This is a genomic window from Psychrobacter sp. Cmf 22.2 (assembly GCF_001921745.1).
Classification (GTDB): Bacteria; Pseudomonadota; Gammaproteobacteria; order Pseudomonadales; family Moraxellaceae; genus Psychrobacter.
The window spans coordinates 128,554-149,452 of the sequence record NZ_MRYA01000003.1; the positions used below are offsets into that span (position 1 = coordinate 128,554).

18 protein-coding genes are annotated in these 20,899 nt (G+C 43.5%); 6 read left to right on the forward strand and 12 right to left on the reverse strand.

Going from position 1 to position 20,899, the window contains the following annotated elements; all coding sequences use genetic code 11:
- Nucleotides 1-156 precede the first annotated feature (156 nt).
- The 3 genes from BTV98_RS07325 to erpA form a co-directional block, all read right to left on the reverse strand.
- Complete coding sequence (locus BTV98_RS07325; protein WP_075103310.1) at nt 157-678, reverse strand: disulfide bond formation protein B; 522 nt, start codon at nt 676-678, stop codon at nt 157-159.
- Nucleotides 679-744: 66 nt separating this feature from the next.
- Nucleotides 745-2,319: a glutamate--cysteine ligase gene (gene gshA, locus BTV98_RS07330; protein ID WP_083606141.1), complete on the reverse strand. Its 1,575-nt coding sequence runs from the start codon at nt 2,317-2,319 to the stop codon at nt 745-747.
- Nucleotides 2,320-2,742: 423 nt separating this feature from the next.
- Entirely contained in the window at nt 2,743-3,123 is a 381-nt protein-coding gene (gene erpA / locus BTV98_RS07335) for an iron-sulfur cluster insertion protein ErpA (RefSeq protein ID WP_058367828.1), read from the reverse strand.
- Nucleotides 3,124-3,595: 472 nt separating this feature from the next.
- Between erpA and BTV98_RS07340 the strand changes: the two genes are divergently transcribed.
- Nucleotides 3,596-5,617 carry an ATP-binding cassette domain-containing protein gene (locus BTV98_RS07340; RefSeq protein WP_075103312.1) on the forward strand — a complete coding sequence of 674 codons (2,022 nt, stop codon included), beginning with the start codon at nt 3,596-3,598 and terminating at the stop codon, nt 5,615-5,617.
- A 112-nt stretch (nt 5,618-5,729) separates the two neighbouring features.
- On the opposite strand, the gene BTV98_RS07345 is transcribed toward BTV98_RS07340, so the two are convergent.
- Nucleotides 5,730-6,092, reverse strand: coding sequence for a septal ring lytic transglycosylase RlpA family protein (locus BTV98_RS07345; protein ID WP_058367829.1), 363 nt, complete (start codon nt 6,090-6,092; stop codon nt 5,730-5,732).
- A 334-nt stretch (nt 6,093-6,426) separates the two neighbouring features.
- On the opposite strand from BTV98_RS07345, the gene BTV98_RS07350 reads away from it, so the two are divergent.
- Both BTV98_RS07350 and BTV98_RS07355 read left to right on the forward strand, forming a co-directional pair.
- Nucleotides 6,427-7,446 (forward strand): DnaJ C-terminal domain-containing protein, encoded by a 1,020-nt coding sequence (locus BTV98_RS07350; RefSeq protein ID WP_075103313.1) that lies wholly within the window; start codon nt 6,427-6,429, stop codon nt 7,444-7,446.
- A 33-nt stretch (nt 7,447-7,479) separates the two neighbouring features.
- Nucleotides 7,480-7,803 (forward strand): chaperone modulator CbpM, encoded by a 324-nt coding sequence (locus BTV98_RS07355; protein ID WP_058367830.1) that lies wholly within the window; start codon nt 7,480-7,482, stop codon nt 7,801-7,803.
- 103 nt (nt 7,804-7,906) lie between these two features.
- Here the strand turns inward: BTV98_RS07355 and sstT are convergent, their stop codons facing one another.
- The 4 genes from sstT to BTV98_RS07375 form a co-directional block, all read right to left on the reverse strand.
- Entirely contained in the window at nt 7,907-9,109 is a 1,203-nt protein-coding gene (sstT, locus tag BTV98_RS07360) for a serine/threonine transporter SstT (protein WP_058367831.1), read from the reverse strand.
- Between the two features lie 322 nt (nt 9,110-9,431).
- Nucleotides 9,432-9,911 carry a DNA polymerase III subunit chi gene (locus BTV98_RS07365; protein WP_058367832.1) on the reverse strand — a complete coding sequence of 160 codons (480 nt, stop codon included), beginning with the start codon at nt 9,909-9,911 and terminating at the stop codon, nt 9,432-9,434.
- 7 nt (nt 9,912-9,918) lie between these two features.
- The gene (locus tag BTV98_RS07370; RefSeq protein WP_058367833.1) at nt 9,919-11,589 is read right to left on the reverse strand and encodes a leucyl aminopeptidase; all 1,671 of its coding nucleotides are present in this window, start codon (nt 11,587-11,589) and stop codon (nt 9,919-9,921) included.
- Nucleotides 11,590-11,903: 314 nt separating this feature from the next.
- Nucleotides 11,904-12,509, reverse strand: coding sequence for a cysteine hydrolase family protein (locus BTV98_RS07375; RefSeq protein ID WP_058367834.1), 606 nt, complete (start codon nt 12,507-12,509; stop codon nt 11,904-11,906).
- A 473-nt stretch (nt 12,510-12,982) separates the two neighbouring features.
- Between BTV98_RS07375 and lptF the strand changes: the two genes are divergently transcribed.
- Nucleotides 12,983-14,221, forward strand: coding sequence for an LPS export ABC transporter permease LptF (gene lptF, locus BTV98_RS07380; RefSeq protein WP_256713867.1), 1,239 nt, complete (start codon nt 12,983-12,985; stop codon nt 14,219-14,221).
- The gene (gene lptG, locus BTV98_RS07385) at nt 14,221-15,438 is read left to right on the forward strand and encodes an LPS export ABC transporter permease LptG (protein WP_058367835.1); all 1,218 of its coding nucleotides are present in this window, start codon (nt 14,221-14,223) and stop codon (nt 15,436-15,438) included. The genes lptF and lptG overlap by 1 nt, the downstream gene beginning before the upstream one ends.
- A 76-nt stretch (nt 15,439-15,514) precedes the next feature.
- Here lptG and BTV98_RS07390 read toward each other — a convergent pair whose 3' ends face one another.
- Entirely contained in the window at nt 15,515-16,123 is a 609-nt protein-coding gene (locus BTV98_RS07390; RefSeq protein WP_058367836.1) for a class I SAM-dependent methyltransferase, read from the reverse strand.
- 214 nt (nt 16,124-16,337) lie between these two features.
- On the opposite strand from BTV98_RS07390, the gene BTV98_RS07395 reads away from it, so the two are divergent.
- A complete protein-coding gene (locus tag BTV98_RS07395; RefSeq protein ID WP_058367837.1) occupies nt 16,338-18,851 on the forward strand; it encodes a penicillin acylase family protein in 2,514 nt (837 codons plus the stop codon).
- 181 nt (nt 18,852-19,032) lie between these two features.
- Here BTV98_RS07395 and BTV98_RS07400 read toward each other — a convergent pair whose 3' ends face one another.
- The 3 genes from BTV98_RS07400 to tusA form a co-directional block, all read right to left on the reverse strand.
- Nucleotides 19,033-19,371, reverse strand: coding sequence for a DUF3817 domain-containing protein (locus BTV98_RS07400; RefSeq protein ID WP_058367838.1), 339 nt, complete (start codon nt 19,369-19,371; stop codon nt 19,033-19,035).
- A gap of 167 nt (nt 19,372-19,538) precedes the next feature.
- Nucleotides 19,539-20,477, reverse strand: a complete 939-nt coding sequence (xerD, locus tag BTV98_RS07405) for a site-specific tyrosine recombinase XerD (RefSeq protein WP_058367839.1) — start codon at nt 20,475-20,477, stop codon at nt 19,539-19,541.
- A 66-nt stretch (nt 20,478-20,543) separates the two neighbouring features.
- Nucleotides 20,544-20,870, reverse strand: a complete 327-nt coding sequence (tusA, locus tag BTV98_RS07410; RefSeq protein ID WP_058367847.1) for a sulfurtransferase TusA — start codon at nt 20,868-20,870, stop codon at nt 20,544-20,546.
- Between the last annotated feature and the right edge of the window lie 29 nt (nt 20,871-20,899).

Below are 20,899 nucleotides of genomic sequence, written 5' to 3' on the forward strand. Positions count from 1 at the left end.
GATATTACTCCTATGTAGATATTTTGTTAGGAGTAAGTAAAGTTAGACGAGATAAATTCTTAGTTGAGTGCCTAAGGTGGTCTACCATGAATATGATACGAGAAAGGTTAAAAGACAAGATACAAAAAAGGCACAACAGTATTCGAGTTACTCTTATTAAGCTAATATCTTCACTGGACGAAAAATACGCCACAATATCAATATATGCGCCAACAACAAGATACTAAAGAATATTAATGATTGTTCAGGAATACTAAGTCCCATAAATGTCCAATCGATAGTTGCGCATTCGCCTGATCCGGCAAACACTTCTTTTAGTACCTGCTGCATAGGCAAGGTATCGAGCCAGTAATCTAAACCCGGACCACAAGAAGGAACTTGGTCAGCAGGTAAGTGCTGTAGCCAAACATGCCGCGCTGCTACGGTTGTAGCCCAGCCGATACCAGCCAAGCTACCAAGCCATAATACCAATCGTAGCCCTAGCTTTTTAGGGTTAAATAAAGCCGCTATTAACGCAAAAGCACCCATTACCATTAGGCCAATACGCTGGAAAATACAGAGTGGACAAGGAGATAACCCCATATAACGCTGTAAAAAAAACAACGCATAACTCATACCAATCACGGTCATAAAAACCAAAAATACTTGTAAACTGCGATAATTGGTCAGTTTTTGCATTAGCAGGGTACTCTTATAGAATGGTTTATTTATCAGTATTATACATTAGCAGTAGTTAGTCATTTACTAACGATACTGCTGTAGAAAATCTATAAAACTTTCAGTCTCAGCTGTTTCAAGTTCTGCTTGCTGCAAGATAGACTTTTCTGCCAATACTTCATATTTAGCTTGAGTGTTTGGATTAAGCGTCTGCTGTAATAACGAATCACGATGTTGCTGTGCCAAGGTAAAACCAAGCTGCCAGAGGCTGCCTAGTCGTTTACTATCAGAGTTTACTTGTGCAGAAATGGTTGACTCAGGATGTCCAGCCTTGCCTTGCATCAAAGCCACAGCCGTACGGTAGTCATTGCCCCCATAATATGAATCAAGCAATGCTGCAAGTGGCTGCATACGATCCAAATGTACAAGCATCCAGCTCTCAAGTAACTGCTCTTCACCATTATTTATAATATGTAAACCTTCACGACGTCCTTCGTTGACTACGCGCTCAAGATTAATGGCCAGTGCTTCTTCTTCATCAGGTAGCAAATCAGGCGAATCGCTTAGTAGGCAGTACAGGGCCATGACTTCTAAGAAACAAGCACTAGAAAGACGAATACCAATATCGCTATAAGGATCGAGATCGATGGCGCGAAACTCAACGTAGGCAATGCCGCGACGCTCAAGCGCTTCTGTTGGCGTCTCACCGCTCATCGCGATTTGTTTTGGACGGATAGGGCTGTAGTATTCGTTTTCTATCTGTAGTATATGATTATTAATCTGGATAGGATTGCCATCAGCATCATCTAAGCCAAGTTTTTCAAAGCTCTCGTGCGGCGTCTGAATCGCACGGCGTAACCCTTTGATATACTCAGGCAAGTTGTTATAGCGGATATCGAGCTGCTCTTGCACACTATTGGTATAGCCAAGCTTACCCATACGTAGGCTGGTGGCGGCAGGTCTATAGTAAGTTGAGTCATTTAATCGCTCTAAATCATGCTCACGTCCCGCCACAAAGCAAGGACAAACGCTTGGACTGGCTCCTAATAAATACAGTACCAAGCTGGTTAAGCGCTTAAAGTTACGGATAAGGCCCAGATATTTTTCGTTCTTAAACTCTGTCAGCGTCTGGCTTTGTGCAGTTGGTGTCTTAGTCTGCCAAGCTTCAAATAAGTTATCTCCAAAAGATAAGTTATAATGTAAGCCTGCAATAGCCTGCATACGGCGACCATAACGAATACCAAGTCCACTACGGTATAGTGTTTTAAGCTTACCAGTATTAGAGCTGCCATAATCAGCCAGCGGGATGTCTTCATCGTTCGATGACAGCATGCATGGCATTGATAATGGCCACATCAGCTCACCTTCGGGCATACCTTGATAAACCAACAAGTGCAGTTGGCGTAGCATATTTAAGGTTTCTTTGGGGGAGGTTTTGGGATCGGTGATGAGCTCAAGCAGGCTTTCTGAATAATCCGTGGTGATAAACGGATGGGTAAGCTTTGACCCAAGTTTGGTTGGGTGCGGTGTTTGTGCCAAAAAGCCATCTGGCTTAACGCGCAAACCTTCTTTTTCGATACCGCGGAGCATACCCGCTAAATGCTGACTGTCGAACCAATTTGGGATTTTAAAGTTCTCAAAGCTACTCGCAAAATTACTCATAATAGTCATCTATTGTTATTTATTATGGCGGATCAAAGCGCAACTGATGTTTGACCATAAAAGAGGTAGATATTAGGGTGAAGAATTCCGTCAGTTTAGCTTAAAGCTATTCTGAAAACCACGAACAATTACAAATACAATAAGCTTTATCTAAGGTTAACTTGACCAATTCTGACGAAAAAATTGGTTAGGAAATAATAGCAAAAAACTAAACTAATGGGGGCTAATTATATTCATTTATCTGCATTTATCTACATTTTTTCATTAAATGTACAGTACTTCATCAGCTGTTTATTCGATTCAACTATACTAAAACACTTAAGTTAAAACTTTAGACTAAAAAGCACCTAACAATAAGATAGGTGCTTAACCAAAAAAATTTAAATAATAGCTAAACTAAGTCTTTAATATCAAAGCAATCATTTATATAGAAAACGATGAACCGCAGCCACAAGTAGTGGTCGCGTTTGGATTTGTCACAATAAAACGTGCGCCTTCTAGGCCTTCGGTATAATCTACAGTAGAGCCTTGTAGGTACTGATAGCTCATTGAGTCGACAACCAACGTCACGTCACCATTATCAAAGTTGGCATCGTCTTCGTTTAGGTCATTGGCGAAGTTAAAACCATAGGAAAACCCTGAGCAGCCGCCACCAGTCACATAGACACGTAACATCAGGTTGCTGTCACCTTCTTCTTCACGTAGGCGACGTACTTTTTGGGCGGCACTATCCGTTAAATTCAAAACAGTGGGATCTACGGGCTGGCTTGAGCTTGGACTAAATTGGGTGGCTGATTCGTTCATATCTACCTCAGTTGCTAGGATCAAATGCTATCGTCGTCCTGTTTGGGTTTGCAATCAAAAGTTTGCAAAAAAAGATACGTACGGCGTTTGATTCGATTGGGTGCTGTCATTATGGCAAAACTATTAAAGCATTATAAATATTATATTTGTACCATCACAACACTTTGGTTGTTGCTGGTATTTATCTTATTGCAGTATATCATAATGGGGGTGGCGTTGGATTTGTCAAGCGTAACGTTGGTTACCTTACCCTAACTCCCTACGGATAAGTATTTATCGTTCAAACGAGCCTCTATATTTAAGCCTATCATTATAAATAAGCTTGTCTCCATAAATTCGCTTGAATTTGAAATAGTTATTTAATCGTTTGCCTATCGGCTAGGCGTTTGAAATAATAGCCGCCAGTAAACATGCTAGTCGTGTATTTTTTATAGCCTTATGTTCTATATTATTATTGAGATGAAGAAACTATATGATCGAATTTAAAGACGTGAGCGTGCGCCGCGATGGGCGCGAGTTGTTTGCAGGGGCAAGCTTTCAGCTCCATCCGGGCCAAAAAGTAGGTCTAACGGGCAACAACGGCACAGGCAAGTCTACTTTATTTGCCTTGTTACTCACGCAGATGGGCGCTGGTGATACCGAAGTCACGCTTGATAAGGGCGAGGTGAGTATTCCTGACAGTTGGCAAGTTGCCCACATGGCGCAAGAGGTCGGTGCCAGTAGCCAAACAGCGATTGATTATGTCTTGAGCGGCGATGAGCAATGGTATGAGATTAACGCAGCTTTAAATGATTTAAGCGCCGTCAGTGATGAGCAGATTGGGGTTTTGCATCAGCAATTCGATGAAATTGATGGCTATCGTACACCGACCAAAGCGGCACAAATCATGGCAGGTCTTGGCTTTAAGACAAGCCAGCATGAGCTGCCAGTCGAAGGGTTTTCGGGCGGTTGGCGTATGCGTTTAAACCTTGCAAAGACTTTGATGAGCCGCGCGGACTTGATGTTACTCGATGAGCCGACCAACCATTTGGACTTGGATGCTATTTTATGGCTTGAAACTTGGATCAATGCTTTTACAGGTTTGGTTATAGTCATCTCACATGATCAAGCGTTTTTAGATGCGACAGTCGGTCATATCTTGCATGTCGAACAACAAAAAATCACCCTTTATACAGGAAACTATCAACAGTTTATCCGTACCCGTCACGAGCGCATGGCGCAGCAGCAGCAAGCGTTTGAGAAGCAGCAAGCCACCCGCGCACATTTAGATGATTTTATACGTCGCTTTCGTGCCAAAGCCAGTAAGGCTAAGCAAGCCCAAAGCCGTATCAAGCAGCTTGAGCGTATGGCAGAGCTGTCACCGATGATGGCGGACAATCCTTTCTCTTTTCGCTTCTATGAGCCAGCCAATATGAGCTCACCGCTAATTGAGATGACGCAAGCGGACATCGGCTATAGCGATACGCCGCTTTTGTATAACGCAAGCGTACAAGTAACGCCTGATACCCGTCTTGGTCTGCTTGGTATGAATGGCGCTGGTAAATCAACGCTAATTAAAGCCTTGGTCGGCGAGCTGAAAATTTTGTCAGGTACTTACCGCGTGTCCGATACCTTAAAACTTGGTTACTTTAACCAGCATCAGATGGATGCTTTAGATGCAGCGGCCACCCCGCTACAAATGCTGCGCCGCCTAGCGGGCAAGACATCAGACGCTGATTTGCGCTCGTTCCTTGGTAGCTTCGACTTTCGTGGGGATCGTATTGATACGCCAAGTAAGCTATTCTCTGGCGGAGAACGCGCGCGTTTGACGCTGGCTTTGATTGTCTGGCAGCGTCCAAACGTGCTGGTCCTTGATGAGCCAACCAACCACCTAGACTTACAAATGCGCCAAGCCTTAACTATCGCGCTACAAGGGTTTCAAGGGGCAGTGGTGCTGGTCTCACATGATCGTGAGCTAATCGCCAATGTCTGTGATGAGCTATATCTGGTACATGATGGTCGAATTGATGAGTTCGATGGTGATATCGGTGACTACGGTAAATGGCTGGCGGAAAAACGCAAACAAGAGAATTCCGCAGACAAAAATACGAGCAAGAAAAAAAGTAAAAAAGAGAGTAAAAAATTTGTTTCACGTGAAACAGATAACAGTCTATTAAATAGTGCAGCATCTACTACCGCCCTAAAAGTCAAAACTGCTCAGCCTGCACTCAGTAAAGATGAACAGCGCAAGCTGGCTGCTGAACAACGTAAACTGACAGCGCCAATTCGTCGTGAGATTGAGAATACCGAGAAGACTTTAGCTAAGATTGATAAGCAACTAATAACGTTAGAAGAAAAGCTGGCCGACACTGATCTTTATGAAGAGAGCCGCAAAGCTGACTTGTTAAAACTGTTAGATGAGCAAAGTGCGCTACAGCAGCAGCATAGCGATAATGAAGAGAAGTTATTGTCATCGATGACAACATTAGAAGAAATGGAAGCAGGATTTGACTAGATGGCTTTGACAAGTTGCCAAACGGTTATTTGCTTACAATAGTCATTATAGTGGCTATAAAATAGTAGTAGCCATAAAAAAGGGAGAGCGTCGGCTCTCCCTTTTTACTACATCATTGTTTACGGTATTTACCATCACCATAAGATAAGATCTTCATGGTGGTGGTACAAAGTTGACAGTTTATTTTACCAGCAGCGCCTTTAGACAAATCAAGAATTCGTCCCGGAGTAAAAGGTCCTCTATCCGTAATTTTTACTATTACGCTTTGCTTCGTCTTTTTATTAGTTACTTCTACTTTCGTACCAAACGGCAACGTTTTATGAGCAGCAGTCATCGCATTCATATTAAAAATACTACCACTAGCAGTACGTTTGCCATGGAACTTACTACCATAATAACTGGTATTACCAGCAAATGCGGTGGTCGTCAGTAGTAGTGATAACGTGACTATCAAAGACTTGATCAAATAAGACATTTAATACCTATATGCAGTTTATAAAATAGACAGATATTCTTGCCTATGTTATTCATAGTCCCTATGAGTATGAATAATATAGCTATTTTACTATAAAAAGCTTTCTTTAACCTTACCACACTGTAAAAAACGCTTGAGTTCACATTTTGTCCAGTCCATATATGTTTATTTTTATAGTTATACTATTAATAGCAATATTAATCGTAATATTTATATAACGGTCTTTACTACTTTTATTGTTATCATCATTAAGTTACATAAAAAATTCATACCATATTGTTTAAAATTGGCATATTAATATCATCAACATGCTTTTGTTTTAAGGAAATACCACATGGCAGAAAAAAACTACTATGATATTTTAGGGGTCAAAAAAGACGCTTCAGACGCTGATATCAAAAAAAAATACCGTAAGCTTGTGCGTCAATATCATCCAGATGTCAGTGACGATCCAGATGCTGATAATAAAATTGCTGAGATTAACAACGCTTATGAGACGCTTAGAGATAAAGACAAGCGTAGCGAGTATGACGCCATGTTAGATAATCCATTCGCTGGTCAAGGCGGTGCTGGAGGTTTCGGCGGTTTTGGTGGACAGTCTGCTGGCGGTGGGCAAGGCGGTTTCCGCTGGGAAGACATCAAGGATCAGTTTGGCGATGGTGAGGCCTTTGGCGGTGGAGGCTTTCGTTTCGACGACATATTTTCAGCTTTTGGTCGCGGAGCACGTGGACAGACAGGGGGTCGTACGCAAAGTAGTGGTTTTGACCAGTTTGGCGGTGGTTTTGGCGCACAAGATAACAAAGGTCAAGACCAACATGCAGAAATTACGGTGGATTTGGCCTCGGTATATAGCGGTGATGACTATAGCATTAAACTAAATGTGCCGGTTCGTCAGCCCAATGGCAGCGTGGATTATGAAAATAAAACCCTTAAAATTAAAATCCCTAAAGGCATCACAGATGGCAAGCAAATCCGCCTAGCGGGACAAGGTGCTGCTGGCATGGGTGGCGGTAAAAATGGTGATTTGTTTTTAAAGGTTAAAATCAGTCACGCATCTAATATCCGTATCGAAGGCGCAGATGTCTATCAGACAGTAAATATCGCGCCATGGGAAGCAGCATTGGGTGACAAAATCAATGTCAGTACGCCAGCAGGTACACTTGGCGTCACGATTCCCAAAAACAGCAAGTCAGGTAGTAACTTACGTCTAAAAGGTAAAGGTATCCCTGCTAAACAAGCGGGCGACCTATACTTAACCTTAAACATCGTTAATCCTGATATCAGTAGCGAGACTGCCACTAAGGCTTATGAGCACCTAAAGCAAGCTTTTGCCGATACCAGTATTAATCGTTGATGACGAAATAAAGAGCAAACGAGGATAATAATTATGAAACACTCGCCTGAATTTACCGACATTATTATGAGTTTAGATGAGCTAGTGACCGCCTGTGGTCAAGAGCGCCAATGGGTTATCGAGCTGATAGAAGAAAACATCATTGAGTATGACGTACCAGAGCGCGAGCAGTTCACAGGTTATCAGCTAACGACTGTGCGCCGTGCTTCACGTCTAAGTCGTGACTTTGACGCCAGTGTGCCTGCCATCGGTTTGATAATCGAGCTGCTAGACGAGGTTGAACAATTACGTCAATTAAAACGTCAGTTAGATAGGCAAGCACCAATCATTGAAGTAGATTTTGACAGTTTAAAATAGTCAAACTAATATCGAATAATAGACAAAAAAAAGGGCCTCAGCGATTAAATGAGGCCTTTTTCTGTTTGTGATTCTTAGTTTATAAATGTTAGCTTTCTAAAAATTAACGCGAGTATTTAGGATCAGCTGCTGCGGTAAATAGTACGTCCGTTGAAGAGTTTAGCGCGGTTTCTGCTGAGTCTTGGATGACACCAATGATAAAGCCAATCGCAACCACTTGCATAGCAATGTCATTTGGAATACTAAACAAACTGGCAGCCAATGGAATCAGCAGTAGCGAACCACCAGCGACCCCAGAAGCTCCGCAAGCACTGACTGTGGCAACCAAACTCAATAAAAGCGCTGAGGCAAAGCTTACTTCGATACCTAGAGTATGAGCCGCTGCAAGCGTTAAAACATTAATCGTAATGGCTGCACCTGCCATATTAATGGTCGCACCCAGTGGAATGGTGACAGAATACGTATCTTCGTGTAGACCCAGTTTGCCTGCAAGGTTCATGTTGACTGGAATGTTGGCCGCCGAACTACGCGTAAAGAATGCCGTAATTCCTGATTCACGTAGGCAAGTAAATACAAGGGGGTAAGGGTTTTTGCCAGTCTTAACTAGCACAATAAGTGGATTAGCAACTAATGCAATAAATAGCATACAACCGACCAGTACCATCAAGATACGTGCATAACCTGCTAAAGAGGCAAAGCCGGTTTCAGCGACTGTATTGGCAACCAAGCCTAAAATACCAAATGGAGCTAGGGCAATGACCCATTTTACGACCTGCGAGATGGCATCAGCAAAATCGCCAACGATGGTACGAGCAGTGTCACTGGCTTGACGCAGCGCAAAACCAATAATGATTGCCCATGCTAAGATACCGATATAGTTGGCTTCAGCGATCGCATTGATAGGGTTTGCGACTAGATTCATGAGCAGGTTAGTCAACACCTCTTTGAGGTTGGCCGGTGGTACTTGCTCAATATCAGCATTTACGAGAACTAAGTCAGTCGGAAATAAAAAGCTCGCTCCCACAGCGGTTAGTGCTGCCAAAAAAGTGCCAAACATATACATGATAAGCACAGGTTTGACATAAACTTCATTACCGCTGCGATGCTGGCTAATCGCTGCCATAACTAAAATAAATACCAATATTGGAGCCACTGCTTTTAGCGCACCGACAAATAGCGTACCTAATAATCCTAAAGCAATACCAACACTTGGTGCCAGCCAGCCAATTAACACCCCCAATATTAAACCAATAATAATGAGCGGCACCAGCCCTATACGCTGGTACATCGCAATCAATGAACGCATTTGTACACCCTCGAGTAGTCAGTCAGAAGTAAATTAATTATAAAAGTAGAAAAACAATCGGAGGATGGTAGCATTTTTTCAGATATTCGCCTACCAGTCATAAGGAAGGTAAGTGATAGTTGACTATAGAAGCGGTGACAGTGGCGATAAAAAAGTAAAGATAAAACGATTAAAATAGAATAAGCAGGCAAGTCCAGCAGATAAGTATAGGCAAGCCAGTTTTTATCAATTGGCTTGTCTATTAGGTTTGTTAAATAAGAAAAAATGTGATGAGAGAGGAAGCTTTATAACTTTAAGGTAGGCAAGGTATACAATGGGCAAGTTATACCTTGAAGTGGGTCAACTCATAGCCTAACTGTTTATAGTGCTTATATTTGTGACGACCTTCTTGTACGCTGGTCGCATCAGGTTTGATAAGCTCAAGGACTCGAGTAGGCTTGGCATTACTGGTCGCTGCCATAAAGTCATTAACTGGATGTAGCGTGGTATTGAGTACAATACCGTTGAAATCGGTTGGCATATAGCTACCCAGTAAGACAGGGGCTAATACCTCACTATCTACTTTAGTTGCATTATCATCAGCAGTGTCATTAGTTGAAGTCGCAAGGCATTGATGCGGAATAAAGCTTGTCGCCTCTTGTGCCCACAGAGCCTCATCAAGCATCGACAGTAACATCTCATCTTGAGTAAGAATCAATAACGACTGAGTACTCTTATTAAGCGCTGTTTGGGTCAACTGACAAATAAAGCCCAAGAAATCTTGGGCTTTACTCTCACTTATTACATAAAAACTGATTTTCATAAATCGATTAAGCCATGTTTGCGCTGTTTTTTAAGTATTGCATAAATAATGGTACAGGGCGACCCGTTGCCGCTTTATCTTTGCCAGAGCTCCATGCGGTACCAGCAATGTCCAGATGCGCCCATGCTTGACCTTCTTCGACGAAGCGTGACAAGAAGCAGGCAGCAGTCACAGCGCCAGCACCTTTACCACCGATGTTCTGCATATCAGCGATAGGCGAGTCAAGCTGTGCTTGATAAGCGTCATCCATTGGCATATGCCAGATAAGATCACCTGTTTGATTACTGGCGTTCTCTAATTCAAATAACACATCTTCATCATTACTAAAGACCGCTGAGCGTACGTGACCTAATGCGACTACGCAGGCACCAGTCAACGTCGCAACATCGATGATGGCTTTTGGCTGATAACGTTGTACGTAGCATAAGGTATCTGCCAATACTAAACGGCCTTCAGCATCGGTATTTAAGATTTCAACCGATTTGCCGTTCATGGCTTTGACGATGTCACCTGGGCGAGTTGCATCACCTGATGGCATGTTTTCAGCGCAAGCGAGGGCGCCCACGACGTTGATTGGTAGACGCGCTTCACATAAGGCTTTGAGCGTACCAAGCACAGACGCTGAACCGCCCATATCAAATTTCATCTCATCCATGGCTGCACCAGGCTTGATTGAGATACCACCTGAGTCAAAGGTTATGCCTTTACCGACCAACACAATAGGAGCATCATCATTTACAGCTTGTGCATTATCATCGCTACTGGTAACTGCATTTTTGACAGTTTTCTTATTAGAAGTTTTGGTTGGTAATCTATCAGCCAATGCTTTTAGACCACCAGAAACTTTAGCGTTGCTAGTCGCTTCTTTGCTAGCGTCAGCATTGGCACTAAAATTGGACTTGCCGCGATATTCCATAAGTACCAGCTTACCTTCTTTGGTAGAGCCCTTGGCTACTGCTAAAAAGCACTCCATACCTAGCGCTGACATCTCATCTTCACCAAGTACGCTCACTTTTAATAAGTCAGGATAGGTCTTGGCAAGCGCTTGGGCTTGTTCTGCCATATACGCTGGGAAGCAAATATTGCCCGGCTCATTGGCCACATCACGAGTCAAACTTTGACCTGCAAATACCGATTGGGCAAAATCTAGCGCAGACTGTAGTGACGCATCAGCCACCAAATAGATATCGGTCAATACTGGCGTGGTTTGCTCTGACTTGTATTTGTCAAAACGATAGCTTGCTGCCAATAGATTGAGGGCAAATTGACCAAAATGGTTTTCTTCTAGAGTATCATCCAATGCGACAGTAATCGATGCCACACGTTTTTGGGTGCTGCTATAGATGGTTTTAGCAATCTTCTGTAGTACAGTTTCATTAAGTTTATCAACATTGCCCACACCGACTAATAGTAGTTGTACAGGGTTTTGCTTGGTGGTTTTTTTGTCCCCTGCCAGTGCGTAATCTGCAACTGTCTCGCAAGCTTTACCGTTGAAGTGTGAGACTTCAATCAATTGCTCAATACGTGCTGTATAGTCGGTTAAAGAAGACTTTGCAAGAATGTTTTTTTTGTCGTCAACTAAGACCACAAGACAAGCTTCATCTTTACTCTTTGCTTCTTTTTTAAGTATTTTTTGCGTATGAGTTTTAGGCAGCTGCTGAGATAATTTGATATTCATATAGTTATCCTTATTAGAGTAGTAACATAAAAAGTGTCGATAAATGATGCAGTTATTTACATCAAAATTCTAAAATAAAAAGTAAAGCAGGACTGGATATTACTCAGTCATTAATCGATAAATTCTGTACCGAGGATGGTTAAAGCATGAGTCTTATACTTTATAGTGACTGCTTTAATAGCGATCAATTTTGGCACATTTGACTACTGCTGTAGTGTAGCATATCGAATAATTTGTGCGCAGAGTGCAAGGGTTAGTGAATGTTTCCGTATGGTCCTCTATATTATTTCACCCAGCTTATCATCTGCCAGTGATTAATCATTAACCAGCTTATCAGTCGATACCAACGCGGCAAACCTATCTTGCAAAGCTGCCATAGCCGTGTCGTGCATGATATCAGCACTTATCGTTTCTTTGTTAGCGTTAGGAAGATCGCGCGTCGCACAAGCATCATGGCAGACAAAATTTTGAAAGCCTAAGTCAAAAGCCGCTCTGACGCTTGAGCTGACACACATATGACTCATAAAACCTGCAAAAATAATCTGCTGTTTCTGAGTGGCGGAGATAAGCTCTTTAAGGTCGGTGTTATAAAAGGCATTGGGGTGCTTTTTGGTAATGGTTTTTTCACCATTCATCGGTTTTAAGTCGTCAACGATAACGACATTAGAAGATAATGGATCAAAAACGTTGCCATTGTCTTCCCCATGATGGGCAATATGAAAGATAGGAATGTCTTTTTTGCGAGCTTTATTAAGCAACAGGCTCGCATTTGCAATCGCCTTGCTACCTAACTGACCTAGCGGCATAGCACCGTCCACATATTCGTTTTGATAATCGATAAAGACGATAGCGCAATTTGACCAATCAAGCGTATCAAATTCGCCACCAGCTAACTCAAGCAGGGTAGAGGGACTAGGCATTTTATTCTCCATGAGGTGTTATAATTAAAAATTAGGTTATTATTAAGTTCTGATAGTTCATGAGTTTAGCAATTAATGGTGGCAATATTCGGTCAGTGATACGAATGACAAACAAACAAACTGTTCCGGCTTTCCAAATCAGATAAACCAAAGACTTTATATGATTAAACCTATCTACCTATCGCTTTATTAAGCTATATTGTTTTTTATCGTCTCGAACTATTCTTTGTCATAAACACAAACAAATAGGCCATTAGCAAGGGTTAGGTAATGTTTTCAAACACATTTCACCGCTATTTTTTACCAAAACATGCTAGCATTAGCGGTTATCTTGACCGCTAATAGTTGCTAATTTTTATATGACGTGGCTAATCAGTGGCTCAGCTATGTTTATATTTATTTAAGTATTTTTCTGAGTAAGACTGTCTTTATAATACCCAATCGACACATGAAAAACCGTCATTAAGTTTGCGATGAATCGCGCCAATACCAACTGTTTAAGAGTACCTATTGTGATATTACGCCGCTACATGACCCGTCAGGTTGCCTCAACCACTGCTTTGGTATTGGGTTTTTTGGTAGTAATGATGCTCGGTGGCCGCTTGATACGTTATTTCGGAATTGCTGCTGAAGGGAATCTCGATATTGGCTTGTTATTTGTCATTATCGGTTACAATTTGCCGTATTTTTTAGAGCTTATTCTACCGTTGGCGTTTTTTATTGCTTTGATGCTGGTGTTTGGGCGTCTGTATGTCGATCAAGAAATGGCGGTTATCAATGCCAGCGGGGTCTCTCGCGGTAAGCTTGCACGATTAATGACGCCATTAATCTTGGCGTTATTTGTCGGAGAGGCATCACTATCGGTTGTCGGAAAACCTTGGGGTGTGCGCTCATCAGAGGCAGTTTGGCAGCAGCAAGCACTGACTAGTGCTTTTGACTTGATTCGTCCCAATGAGTTTATTAGTAGCGGTAATTATCATTTGTATGTAGGCAGTCTTAGCGATGACAAAAAACAGCTGCAAGATGTGGTACTTATCCAATCTGAACCATCCAAAAAGACAGCTGACAATACAGATCAGCCTATTAATAAAGACACGATTACCTTAGCTAAACGTGCTGTGCAAGTAGACAATGCTGGTAGCGGTGTGACGCAGTTAGATCTGTTTCAAGGTCGTCGTTATGAAGTAGGTGCAGGCAGCTTAAAGTACAACCAAGTAGGTTTTGATCGTTACCGTATTACGTTGACCGAATCCTCAAAAGAGGTAGTGACTGAAAACAATATCGAAACCCAAGAAATCGGACCTTTGTGGCAAGCAGCTACCGGCAGCGTGCAAGTTAGTAGTGTCGATGCTCTACGTGCAGCACAAGGCGAGCTTGGTTACCGCTTTGCGCTGCCTTGGCTGATGATTATCGCGCCGATGCTCGCTGTACCACTTGCACAAGTACGTCCGCGTCAAGGTCGCTGGCTGCGTCTGTTCCCATCCATTTTATTGTTTGTCAGCTGTGCGCTTGGCATCATATCTTTGAAAAATGCCGTTGGTAAAGGTAGCGTGAGCGTCTGGGCTTATGCATGGCTCGTACTAGGATTTATGGCATTGGCGCTTTATATGAACTGGGGCAGCCGATTCCAGCATCGATTACGCGTGCGCTTAGAAGGTAAGTCGCTGGGCGTCGACCATCTAAAAAAAGACTCTAATGGAGGGCAACTATAATGCGCTCCTTGTTATCTAAGTTATCTAAAGCTCAGATTCCTCAAAGCCGTTCCTCCAATTTGAAAGTGCTGGGACGTTATGTCAAAACCAATGCACTTCTCGCGATTATCGCCGCAGTAGTCGGGCTGTGGGCATTACAAGTTCTATTTACCTACTTGTCTGAGCTTGAGGATTTGTCTGATAGCTACACCATGTCTGATGCGCTTAGATACATTTTTTACCGTTCGCCTTATTTTTTAGAACAATTTATGCCGACAGGCGCGCTGCTTGGCGCAGTAGTAGGCTTAGGGTTGCTAGCCAGTAAAAGTGAGCTTGTGGTCATGCGCGCCGCTGGTGTCAGTATTTATCGCATCGTTGGCTGGGTGCTACAACCAGCGTTGTTGTTTGTATTATTAGCATTGATCCTAAATCAGTTTGTATTGCCCAACTCCAACCAACTGGCTCGTGAAATAAATAACGAAGACAGCAGCTCACTGGTCACCTCAGTACGCGGCTACTGGACGATGCAGCCACGCTTTCAAAGTTCAACTGAAGGCAACATGGATGGTAGCGCACAGCCTGATGGCAGTGATATTTTATACATTGATTATGCGGATGTACAAGGCAACATTGGTGAGGTTAAGCGCTGGCATTTGGATAATAATGGTGACTTGCAAACGGCCACTCATGCGATGGGTGGGCAGTATATTGGTCGTGAATCTTTGGGCACTACTGGCAAGCTAAGCGAGCAGTATCGTTACGAGTGGCAGCTAAATAATATGACTGAGCTGACCATTAATCGAGGCTTTGAGAGTAGTCAGTCGAAAACTCCATTGAATACTCTAAGTTTGCCTTTCGCACCCGAGTCCGTCTATTTGCTGACTCGTGATGCAGAAGACTTATCGCTCACTCAGCTCTATGAGCACCGTCAATTTATGCAACAGCAAGGTAAGCGCTCGTTGCCACATGAGCTTGCATTTTGGCAAAAGCTGCTATCACCTTTGTCTATCTTGTCGCTAGTGATTGTTGCTTGTTCTTTTGTCTTTGGCTCATTGCGTACGCACAGCTTAGGCCTGCGTATCGTCGTCGCGTTACTCTTTGGTCTGCTATTTAGCTATGTGCAAGACTTGGTTGGCTTTGTCTCATTAGCAACGGGCTTTTCGCCCATGCTTATGGTGTTATTGCCGATTATCGGTAGTGCCGCGTTGGGTTTTTATCTCATAAAACGACAGATGTAGCCTAAGGCGCGCCCTAAAGTATGCAAAAAAAACACGCTAACATTAGCGTGTTTTTTTATGGCAGAGTTAAACTATCTTAGTCTTTGGTTGCCATGGTGATGGTATAAGTCTTGCCTTGTTTGACTTTTTCACTGTTGCCAAATACTTCGGTAAATGAGCGCTTCATAAACTGACGCAGGCCGTTAATTGTCACCACATAAAAACGTCCACCTTGGCGCATACGCTCATAAGCATCAAGGAAGTATAGATAATGTTGCTCTTTGCCGACCTTCGCTGGCAAGTTCGACATCACAAGACTAAAGTTTTTGTCCGCTGCCACATGATTAAAGCCGTTTGATAAATGCACATCGACATTTTTTAGACTGTTTTTTTCACAGTTACGGCGTGCATACTCTACCGCCATAAAGTCTTTATCAATTAATGTATGCTGACCATTCGGACATTCGCGTGCTGCCGTCATACCGAGCACGCCATAACCGCAGCCCAAATCTATCGAGTCATCATCCGCTTGAAAATCCACATAGTCAAGCAGCATGAGACTACCATCATCGAGCTTTTGCGGTGAAAAAATGCCCCACGTGGTAGTAAAGTCAAACGGCTTACCCAGCACATTCTCTTTAAAATGAATGTCTTCGCGCCAGTGTGCAGCGTTTTTTATTAGGTCAGCAGGTGGTCTATGGCTCATAGAATTCTCGGATAATGAATAAGTAAAAAAGGGCGCGCGGTCAATTAGCCAGTCGGCACGTCATGACGCACTTTATTGAGGGTATTGTAGCGACAAAAAGGAAGGTTTGCAGCAATCGATTAATAATTGATTGCTCGTAACAAAAAGAACGCCTATACTCAAGCAACAAGGAAAGATTGTTAACAATGTAATAGACATTATAGGGAAATTTTCTATGGCACTCTCAACCGTATTTGCACGTCCTCTGCTCACAGTACTTATGGCCACCGCTGTACTTGCTACCACCCCAGCTTGGGCTGATGACATCAAGATAAAGCGGGATAAGTATGGAACCCCGCATGTATATGCAGACAATACGTATGATCTGTTTTATGGCTACGGTTATTCTATCGCCCAAGATCGACTGTTTTCACTTGATATGGCGCGCCGTACAGGTACAGGCGAAGTTTCAGAAGTGTTAGGGGCGGAATTCGTTGATTTTGATAAGCAAATACGCGGCAATTATTGGCCTTGGCGGGTACAAGAGCAGGTTAATAATGCCAGTAAACAGCAGCGCGATGTATTAAATGGCTATGCTGCAGGTATCAATGCTTGGATCGCTCGCGTTAATGCACAACCTGACACTCTAATGCCGAAGGAGTATTTGACTCATGGCGTCAAGCCCAAGGCTTGGACAGGTTATGATGTAGCGATGGTATTTATTGGTTCCATGATTTACCGCTTTGGTGATTATAATACTGAACTCGATAATGCAGCTCTGCTTGAGTCACTGGTTGAAAAACATGGCGAAACCAAGGGTCGTGAAATTTTTAATACCTTATTGTCCTTAGATGTGCCTGAGGCACCAACCACTATTCCACCAGGGGACTGGGACCCAGCAAAACGTGAAAACCCCAATCTAAACTTGCGCCCTGTATTGAAAGGGGCAGTGTCTCCTGAGATATTACGTCAAGCCGCTAGAGCGCCGACTGATTTTGTTGGTGCTGACGGAGCCGCTCTACCACGCGAGAAGTGGAGAGAGGCCAATCTAAAAGCCCTACAAGCCCAAGGTCCTTCAGCTTTACGCTATGAGGGCGCCTCAAATATGGCCATTCTTGGGCCGCAAAAGCTAGATGGTGCAAAATCTGTACTCTTAAATGGACCACAGTTCGGCTGGTATCAACCTGCGTATACCTACTCGATTGGCTTACATGGTGCAGGCTTTAATGTCGCTGGCAATACCGTCTACGGCTATCCAGGTATTATGTTTGCTCATAATGGACAGATTGCTTGGGGAAGTACATGGGCGGCAGGCGATCTGGTGGATTTGTTTCGTGAAACGCTCAACCCAGAGAATCCTGCGCAGTATAAGTACAAAGGCACGTGGCAAGACATGAAAGTCAGTGAGCAAACCATCAATGTAAATGGTGGCGACTCGGTACCGTTTACCGCCTACCGTACCGTACACGGTCCAGTCGTGGCACGAGATGAAGATACCAATATTGCCTACGCACAAAAGCGCGCTTGGAGTGGTAAGGAACTCAGCACCCTTGAATCTTGGGTCGATATCATGAAAGCCCAAAATTTTGACGAGTTCAAAACGGCTGCTGCAAGGTCAGCGGTAAACGTCAATCTTTACTATGCCGATGCGAAGGGTGATATCGGTTATATCTTTGGTGGTCATTATCCCAAACGCGCTGCAGGTCATGATGGACGCACACCTGCATCTGGTGAAGGCGATATGGACTGGCAAGGCATCATGCCGTTTGAAACCAACCCGCAAGTACTCAACCCTTCAAACCATATGATCTTAAACTGGAATAACCGTCCTGCCGAAGGCTTCCCAAGTCCTGATCAATATTGGTACTCGTGGATGCTTGCAGATCGTGTCAAAGTTTTGTTTGATGAATTTGAGGGCAAAGAAAATTTTACCGCTGATGAGGTGTGGGATGCTGTCGTTAAGCATGCTTCGTTTGAAGATGTCAATGCAGGCGAGATGATTCCATTTGTACTAGACGCCGTAAAAGGGCTGCCCGCAGATGATTCACGTCATCAGTTGGCGATGCAGCTACAAGATTGGAATCAGATGCTTGAGGATAAAGACAATGATGGTAAATACGATCATCCTGGCGCTGCCATTATGCAAACGTGGCTGACACAGTTTTTAACGCAAACCTTCAAAGAAACCCTACCTGAACCTTACAATGGTATTTTTGCCAACGCAGGCTACCCAGGGCCTAAGGTTACCACAGCATCCGGACAAAACATCCAAGTAGGCACTAAAGTTCTACACTACAATTTATCAGGTAAGGGCTATGATTTCTTTAATGGTAAACCAGATGCGGCTATCTTGTCAGCACTCGATGCTACCGACAAAGCGCTTAGCAAAGAATACGGAGACGACATAGCAAGATGGTTAGCCCCCGTCGGCATCATCCGCTACAATCATAAAAACTTCCGCGAGATTCCACAAACCCTGCCAGCTCAGGAGCAAGACACCGCTATAGCAATGAACCGCGGTACTGAAAACAACATGACAGTCTTTACCGAAGATGGTGTAAAAGCGTGGGAAACTGTACCACCTGGTCAAAGCGGTTTTATCGCGCCCGATGGTACAACGACAGCTCACTATAATGATCAAACCGGTGAATATGCTGAACTTGGTCGTAAGCGCGTTTGGTTTACGGATGAAGAAGTGGATGCTAATACGGTTTATACGCAGACAATCTCTATTAAAAGATCAGAGTAAATGAGTCAAAGAAGTTTAAGCTAAAGAAATAGCGCACACGCTGTGATTGATTAAGCAGTGTGTGCGTTTTTAGTTGTGGGTTCATTTTATAAATAGAGTTGAGATAAAAACCTAGCCTACGCATCTTATACTAAAAAATCTAAAATTTTTGAACGCAACCGTTACCATAAACCTTCTAATCTCATCCCCTCAAACTCTTCTTCAACAAATGATCAAATATAAACGGACCAAAAGGCAAAAACGAGCCGAGCACACCAGCAGGCAGTGCCCACAGTGGCATTTTTATTTTGCTCGCAGCATATACAAGTGTCAAAATGTAGCCGATAAATAGTACTCCGTGCGCCATACCAATATATTTCACCGCTTCAGGAATGCCCAACATATATTTGAGCGGCATGGCAATGCCAAGCAATAACAGAAAAGAAGTTCCTTCTAAATAACCCATAACAGTCAGCGTTTTAAGTACAGAGTTTTGACTTTTGGTTAGCGTAGGCAGGGCAGAGGGCTGAGCTTGCAACACGGATTATTCCTTTTACGATCTTCTATTAATAATTATGCAATAGGTTAAATGGTTTGGCTAGGTTAGCTCAAGCGTAATCCATCATTATCTTAATATCATACAGAAAATCCCCTTTAAGGGATTTTCTCTTGCGAGCCGAACGAAGCAGTGCTTCGTTTTAACGGCTCTCACCCACGTGGATGGAGCTCTGCATGTAATTTTTGCAATCTTGCCGTCGCCACATGGGTATAAATCTGAGTGGTCGATAAATCACTATGGCCTAATAACAACTGCACGCTGCGAAGGTCCGCGCCATGATTGAGCAAGTGAGTTGCAAAGGCATGACGTAGAGTATGCGGCGATAGCTCTTTATCAATACTGGCGACTTTGGCGTATTTCTTTAATAAGTACCAAAAGTTCTGCCGCGTCATATAACCGCCTTGCGCAGTCAAAAATACCGCTTGGCAATTGCCAGACTTTAAATGCGCTATCAAATCGCCGCGTCCATGAGACAGATAATCGTCCAGCGCGTCCGCTGCATATTCGCCTAGCGGTACCAGCCGCGTTTTATTACCTTTTCCAGTAATCTGTAACCAGCCAGCATTGAGGTTGACTTGTTCAAGCGCAAGATTAATCAGCTCACTAACCCGTAGGCCGCAAGCATATAACACTTCTAACATGGCTTTATCACGTAGACCCAACGCGGTGCTAGTATCAGGTGCAGCGAGTAGGTTATCGACATCTGCTTCCGCTAAATCTTTTGGTAATGGACGTCCAAGCTTGGGGCTTTTGATACGCTCGCATGGGTTGTCTTCGCGCAGGTTACTGGCGATCATCCACAAGTAGAATTGGCGTAGGCTTGAGAGCATTCGCGCTTGGGTACGCGGGGTTTTGCTCTCGGTGGCAAGGTGAGAAAGACAATGCAATACATCTTCGGCTTGCCACTTTGTCAATGCTGTAGGGCAGGTCAGCTCACAAGTACGCAGGTCACGAACATAAGCATTACGCGTACGAGTTGCCAGACCGCGGGCCAGCATCGCTTGACGAAACTCAGTTAAATAGGCTGGTTCATCATCTACAGCCAGTGCTTTTGGCTGACGTTGCTGTACGGCGCGATCACGACTCATAAAATAATGCTCAAATAAGAATAAAGACAGCGACGAAAGATACTCACAAAGACACGCTTAGAAATACTATGCCGTTTTTTTCTTAACCAAATATCGATAGAGCGTCACGCTTGTAGGCGTAGCATCATCGCTATCAATGGTGATTTCGTCAGGATCGGCATTTAAGTGTACGTTTTCAGCCAGTGTTTCTTGTTGCACAAGCTCATGACCGAGATGACGACAAAAATTAGGAATATCACGCGTCGTCGCAGGATCGGTTGCGAGGATTTCAATGATATCGCCGCCATCGGCTTTACGAATGGTTCGATGCAGCATCATGACTGGCTCCGGACATATAAGTCCTTGAGTATCTAGATGATGATTGATCGCGGTGTTAGGTGTCGAGGTAGTCATAATCGTCATATTACACATGAGTTGTGAGT